The sequence below is a fragment of the Paenibacillus sp. 3LSP genome (assembly GCF_032465655.1).
In the GTDB taxonomy this organism is placed as follows: Bacteria; Bacillota; Bacilli; order Paenibacillales; family Paenibacillaceae; genus Fontibacillus; species Fontibacillus barengoltzii.
This window is the reverse complement of record NZ_JAWDJI010000187.1, coordinates 1-6,754: the sequence shown is the minus strand read 5'-3', so window position 1 is coordinate 6,754 and position 6,754 is coordinate 1. Positions and strand designations below refer to the sequence as shown.

Genomic DNA, 6,754 nt, shown 5'->3' with positions numbered 1-6,754 from the left:
CGATAGTCGCTGGGGATTTCCTCTTTATATTTTGATTATATTACACGCCAGAAAGAATGACGTTTTCTTAAGACATATATCGCTTGCGGAACTCGCGGGGAGAGCAGCCGTTTTTGAACGCAAACCGGTTCGAGAAGTAGGGCGTGCTGTTGAAGCCAACGTAAGAAGCAATGTCCGCAATCGGCCACTCTGTGGTCAGCAGCAGCAGCTTGGCTTGCTCTAGCCGGTAATGCAGCAAGTAATCGTTGGGCGTCATGCCATATACCTGCTTCATGCAGCGCGTGATGTAGTTATAGTGGTAATGCAAGGCATCGGCCATCTGCCCGCTGTTAAGCTCCGAACGGAAGTTGCTCTTGATGTAGGCCTCGGCCTTCTCCGCAACGGTTACTACCGGCGAGGCATGCGATTCCAACTGCCGGAGGTCCATTGAGCGAAGCAATTCCTCGAACCGCTGCTGCCGGTTCCAAAACACCCGGGATTGACGTTCCCCGAGGCCTCCCAACAGCTGTCGGAACAAGCGGAACGTCTGGTCCGGTGAAGGAAGGTCCCACGCTTTCGGCAGATGCAGAGAGTACGGTGCAGCCAGGAAACGGCTGTAATGCTCATCCGCGTCTGGATAACGATGATCCGCTTCCTCTGCCGGGAGCTGCTGCCAAGCACAGACCGTATGAAAATGCAGCCAATAAAACGATGTTATCTCCTCGCATGGCTTCACCGCGTAATGATGCCGATCGGGTAACAGCAGCAGCGATTGGCCGGCCCCTAAGCTCCAGGATTGCCCCGACTCCCCGAGGTATAACGTGCCGGATTCCACGACGATCCAATCAAAGATCCCGATATTCCGTCGGTTGGGATGCTCGTCTCCGGGCTGATAGACGGTATGTCCACATTCCAAAAAATAAGGCAAAGGCGGCGCCGTCAGCTGTACCAGGTCCGTTGGTTTCGGCAAGGAACTCTCCTCCATTTTGAGTGTGAAATATTATAACTTTGAGGTTGATAGGATTCGTATTTCGTTCTAAATATATGAGATAAAATGAGATTTGTCAGTATGATTTTTTGAAAAAAAGGAGGAGGCCTTGCGATGAAGTTAGCCGGGCAAATGCCGCGTTCCGAGCGGGTTGCGCTGAATCGGGTGAACATTCGAGACGAATTTTGGAGTTACTATATCCGTTTGGTGAAGGATGTGGTTGTTCCTTATCAATGGGAAGCATTAAATGATCGGGTGGAAGGTGCTGAACCTAGCGGCGCTGTACGCAATTTCCAAATTGCCGCAGGGCAGGCTCAGGGAGAATATTACGGGCTGGTATTCCAGGACAGCGATTTGGCGAAATGGCTGGAAGCCGCTGCTTATATTTTGGAAGCGGATCCAAATCCGGAGCTGGCAGCGATCGCCGACGGGTTAATTGATACGATGGCCTTGGCACAACGGGAAGACGGGTATTTGAACACGTATTATATCCTGAAGGAGCCGGGCAAGCGCTGGACGAATCTGACGGAATGCCATGAGCTGTATTGCGCAGGACATTTGATTGAAGCGGGAGTCGCCTATTATCGGGCCACGGGCAAAAGAAACCTGCTCGACATCGTCATCAAGTTTGCGGATTATATCGACAGCGTGTTTGGTGCGGAACCCGGCAAGCTGCCCGGGTACGACGGCCATCAGGAAATCGAGTTGGCGCTCGTTAAGCTGTACGAGGTGACCGGAGAAGAGCGATATTTGCGACTAAGCCAATTTTTCCTGGAGCAACGGGGACAGAAGCCTTTCTTCTTCGAAGAGGAGCTCAAGCGGCGGGGAGGTCAAACGCACTGGGCGGGACATGCCGATCATGTGAATCTCGCTTACCATCAGGCACATCTGCCGGTACGAGAGCAGGAGACTGCGGTGGGGCATGCGGTTCGGCTGCTGTATATGTTGACTGGGATGGCCGACGTTGCAGCGCTGACCGGTGACGAGTCGATGCTGGCTGCCTGCCGCAAGCTGTGGGACAACATCGTCGACAAACAGATGTATATTACCGGCGGGGTAGGCTCCATGCCGCAGGGCGAAGCATTTTCATTTGATTACGACCTGCCGAATGACACGGTATATTCGGAGACTTGCGCTTCTATCGGGCTGATCTTCTTCGCCCAACGGATGCTGCGAATTTCGCCGGATTCGAGATATGCCAATGTGATGGAGCGGGCTTTATACAATACGGTTGTCGCTGGAATGGCAAGGGACGGCAGGCATTTCTTCTATGTGAATCCGCTGGAGGTGGATCCGAAAGCTTGCGGAGGCGCGAACCATAAGTTTGACCATATCAAAACGGTTCGTCAGGAATGGTTCGGCTGCGCTTGCTGTCCGCCAAATATCGCCCGGCTGCTAGCCTCACTTGGCGAATACATCTATACAGTGCAAGGCGATACGGTATATGCGCATCTCTATATCGGCGGGGAAGCTGAATTGCCAACGAGCGGCGGCAAGGTGAAGCTGACGCAAACGACCGATTATCCTTGGGATGGAAAGGTGCGGTTTGAGGTGCAGCCAGAGGGAGAAGGCCGTTTTACACTGGCGTTACGGCTGCCGGATTGGTGCCCAGAAGCGAGCCTTCACGTGAATGGAGTAGAAGTGAAACTGGAGGGAGCTGTGCTTCAGGACGGCTACATTCGGCTGGCACGGCAATGGTGTGCAGGGGATGTGGTGGAGCTGAAGCTGGCGATGCCGGTGACGCGGATGTACAGCCATCCTCTCGTACGCGGCAACGCCGGCAAGGTGGCGCTGCAGCGCGGTCCGCTCGTCTATTGCCTGGAGCAGGCTGACAACGGGGCGAACCTGCATGAGCTGGTGTTGCCGCGGGAGGCCGAACTTCACGCGGCATACGAAGCCGATCTTGTGGGCGGCATCGTTACCGTGCAGACGGAGGCGGTTCGCATCACCGGGTCGGACTGGGACGGCGGATTGTACAGCGCGTCGCCGCGTCTGGCAGAGCAACCGGCAACGCTGAAGTTTATCCCGTATTATGCCTGGGCGAACCGCGGCGAAGGGGAAATGATGGTGTGGGTGCGCGAGCGCTAAATCGTCTACTGAACGTTCCACAACCGGGTTCGCACATAAAAGACCAGGACGGTCAGATTCCATATCGCGCAGGCGATAAAGATAACGCTTGTACCCCACCAGGCGATAACCCAGCCAGAGGCGTAGACGGCGATAGGCATGCCGATCCGGAAGCAGGTCCCGGTAATTCCGGCGATCCGTCCCATCAGCGGGGCCGGCGTCTGCTCTTGGCGGAAGGCGTACACCGACACGCTGTACAGGGTTGCGGCAAATCCGGATAAGAAAAGAGCAACGGCGAACATCACGAGGCCTTCGGTGATAAATAGAAGGAGATAAGCGATAACATTCAGCAAGATGGATGCAGCAAACACTTTGCCCAGCCCCCAGGATTGTCTTAACCGGCTGAGCAGCAAGCTTCCGGCAAGACCTCCGGCCCCTGACGCCGAGAGTACTACGGCCAGCAGGGACGACGATAACCCCAAATCATCCTTGGCATAGTAGATCGATGTCGTACTAATCACGGTGTGCGTACAGTTTAGAAAGACGACGAACACGGTCATCAAGACAAGCGGCTTGTTCGCGCAAAAAGCGCGCCAGCCTTCCAGAAACTCCGCGGTGAATCGGGATTGCCGCGGGGTTTCTTTTTGCTCCGCCAATTTTAGTCTAGTAAATAACCCCATACATATCAGGTAACAGAACGACGTGATAAGCAAGCCATCAGAAATGTCGGATAACATCAGGATCAGACCAGACAACGCCGGCCCCATAATGCCAACAAACGTTTCGGCGAAGCTCAGCTTGGCATTGGCGCTTGTCAGTTCCCGAGCCGGGACACTCAGTTTGATCAGGCTGACCTCGGCATTAAAATATCCATAGTTCAGCGTCATCAACAGGAAGCCGATGGCGTAATAGACCGGCATCAGATGGATCCCGCTGCGGAATAAGACGGCAAAGGCAAGCAGCAAAATCGCTTGCAGTCCGATCATCCAGAGGACCCAGCGCTTTTTGTTGACGCGGTCAACCAAGACGCCGATGAAGATGGCGAAGAAGAAGTTGGGCAACAGCTCTGCGGTTTTCATACTGCTCATCGCCACAGAGGAATGAGTGATGTCATACATCATCAGCGGCAGGATGATTTCATAGAGCTTCCCGCCGAAGCTTAACAGCACAACGCTGGTCAAAATAATTGCAAACGAGCGGCGATACCCGAGATTGGGTGCAGTCGCGGGACTATCCGTCGATCGGGCGCTGGCGTCAGGCTCATTCGACGTGCCTGCGGCAGCCGGGGTGAGGTTGACGGATGCTTTTTGAGCGGTGTTTATGGCGAGATCGGTTTTCATGTCTAGTTGCCTCCAGGACTTAGGCTTTAGGGTGTTCCGTGAACTTCAGCGAACTTCGGCGTGTTTCGACGTGCGTTCCGAGGTTTGTCGCGTAAGGATATTGTAACGTGCGGACGTTCTGCTAAAAACGGTAGAAAACGAGGAAACCATTTCATCTTTTTCAGGAGGCGGCATGCGGCGGCATCAGGCCGAAAAGCTGTGACAGGAGCCTAAACCCCCGCATATGATACCAAAGATTATTATTTTGGCAAAGGAGAGGGCGGCTCTTGAAGAGACATAAATCATCAAAATCAAGCAGATCAAAGAAATCGCTCTATTACGTAGATAACCCGAATATCAACGAGCTTAAGCTGCTTGAGGAACGAAAGGCATCGTTGCGATCCCGAGACAAGAAGGTTGAGCTTCATGAAAGCCCAGCTCCCGTACTGCCCGCGCTGCCGGAACAAGAGAAAGAGGCGAACACGCCAGCATCAGCTGCGATAGAGTCTGCGGCAGGGTCTGCGGCAGTTACGGAACATGGAAGCAGCGATAGCGGGAACCAGGCGCTGCAGGAACTGCTCAGTGAAAAAGCAGCCCCGCATCAAGAGCAAGGGATTATTTATACCGACGATATCATCGATGAGGCTGTTACTGGGGAGAAAATTGCGCCGTATACGATCGATGCATCACGGATCATGCGAGGAACGATCGATACCGCTTGGATCGCCGATTATGCCGTGGAGACCATTAAGCTGGCGGATCGGGCGGTCACTTCTTCGAAAATCGCTCCTTCTTCTGTGAACGGCAGCCATCTGGTGGATGGTTCGATCGAAGGCCGAGCGATCCGGGATCACTCGATCAGCGGGGAGAAGCTGGTTGATGGCAGCATCACCCCAGAGAAGCTGGCGGATCGGGTGATCACCGGCGAGAAGCTGGCCGAAGGGGCAGTGGAGAGCCGGCATCTGGCGGAATGGATCGTAACGTCCGAACTTTTGCAGGACCAATCTGTTACGGGAGATAAAATCCGCAGCGGTGCTGTAAATGCGCAGCATTTGGCGAACGGAGCAGTCGACACCTCTAAACTGGGAGAGGCCGCGGTGACAACGTCGAAGCTGCGCGACCACTCCGTAACGGGGGAGAAGCTGGCGGAAGGGGCGGTGGAGAGCCGTCATCTGGCTGATCACAGCATAACTTCGCGGCATTTGGCTCCCGGGATGATCGATCGGGAACTGCTGGCTTGGTCGAGTGTCGGCGCGGAGCAGCTCCAGGAAGGGAGCGTGACTTCAGCTCATTTAGGTGAAATGGTGATTGAATCCCACCATCTTGCGTCAGGAGCGGTGGGCAGCGAGCATGTACAGCCGGGTAGTATCGGTCAGGAGCATCTCGCTGACCAAGTGATCGAGGCGCGGCATCTCGCCGATAAGTCGATTCCCTCCACGAAGCTGGCCGACCAGTCTGTGGGCACTTCCCATATCATCGAGCAGGCGGTGACTTCGTCCAAGATCGCCGATCAAAGTGTGTTGCCGGGAAAAATCGCGGACGAAGCCGTATTGACCCGGCACTTAGCCAAAGGGGCCGTGCAATCGCAGCAGCTTGCTCGGGGAGCAATTACGAGCCAGCACCTGACAGAAGGGGCGGTGCAAAGCGATCACCTGGGCTCGGAAGCGGTGCAGGAATGGCATTTGGCCGATGCGGCGGTCACGCGGCAGAAGCTGGCATCCGCCGAGGTGACCTCGGAGCATCTGGCGGATGAAGCGGTGGCGACGAATCACTTGCAATCCGGCAGCGTAACGGCTGACAAACTGGCAAAAGACAGTGTGACGAGCCGGGTGATCGCTCCGGGCGCGGTGACGGAATCCGCTATCGGTGCGCAGCAAATCACAGCTGACCATTTGGGATCGGGCATTGTGCAGACCCGGCATTTGGCAACAGGCTCCATCACCCGCAGTCAGATCGCACCCGGTGCGATTCGGGAAGAGCACCTGGGGGTTGGCGTCATTTTCTCACCGCATCTTCAGGATCATGCGGTCACCAGCCTGAAGCTCTCACCGGAAAGTGTGACCACAGATAAGTTGGGAGATCTGGCAGTCACGGCGGCGAAGCTGGCGAACGGCAGTGTTACCGGCCCAAAACTGGCGGCGCAAGCCGTGGACTCCGGGCATCTAGCCCCCGGGGCCGTCGGATCGGAGGCGCTGTCCGCAGGCGCGGTAGGTACAGATCACTTGGCCGCTGGGGTGGTACAGAGCAAGCATTTGGCAGAAAACAGTGTGTCGGGACGCCACATAAGTGACGCAGCCGTGGGCTCCCGCCATCTTGCCGCCGAAGCCATCGAAGCCGGTCATCTGTCTGCCGAGTTGCGGCAGAGCGGATTGCTTCCCGAGGCGGGTATCCGCGGCAAGGA

The 6,754-nt window shown here is 55.6% G+C and carries 3 protein-coding genes and 1 pseudogene; 2 read left to right on the top strand and 2 right to left on the bottom strand.

Going from position 1 to position 6,754, the window contains the following annotated elements; translation table 11 throughout:
- Nucleotides 1-67: 67 nt before the first annotated feature.
- On the bottom strand, nucleotides 68-949 hold the full coding sequence (locus tag RW092_RS16020) for a helix-turn-helix domain-containing protein (RefSeq protein ID WP_316010664.1): 882 nt from the start codon (nucleotides 947-949) through the stop codon (nucleotides 68-70).
- A gap of 132 nt (nucleotides 950-1,081) precedes the next feature.
- Here RW092_RS16020 and RW092_RS16015 point away from each other — a divergent pair, with 132 nt between their 5' ends.
- Nucleotides 1,082-3,055 carry a glycoside hydrolase family 127 protein gene (locus RW092_RS16015; RefSeq protein ID WP_316010663.1) on the top strand — a complete coding sequence of 658 codons (1,974 nt, stop codon included), beginning with the start codon at nucleotides 1,082-1,084 and terminating at the stop codon, nucleotides 3,053-3,055.
- 5 nt (nucleotides 3,056-3,060) lie between these two features.
- On the opposite strand, the gene RW092_RS16010 is transcribed toward RW092_RS16015, so the two are convergent.
- A complete protein-coding gene (locus RW092_RS16010) occupies nucleotides 3,061-4,374 on the bottom strand; it encodes an MFS transporter (protein WP_164744140.1) in 1,314 nt (437 codons plus the stop codon).
- Between the two features lie 266 nt (nucleotides 4,375-4,640).
- Between RW092_RS16010 and RW092_RS16005 the strand changes: the two are divergent.
- A pseudogene (locus RW092_RS16005) lies at nucleotides 4,641-6,754 on the top strand (WIAG-tail domain); the annotation flags it as partial.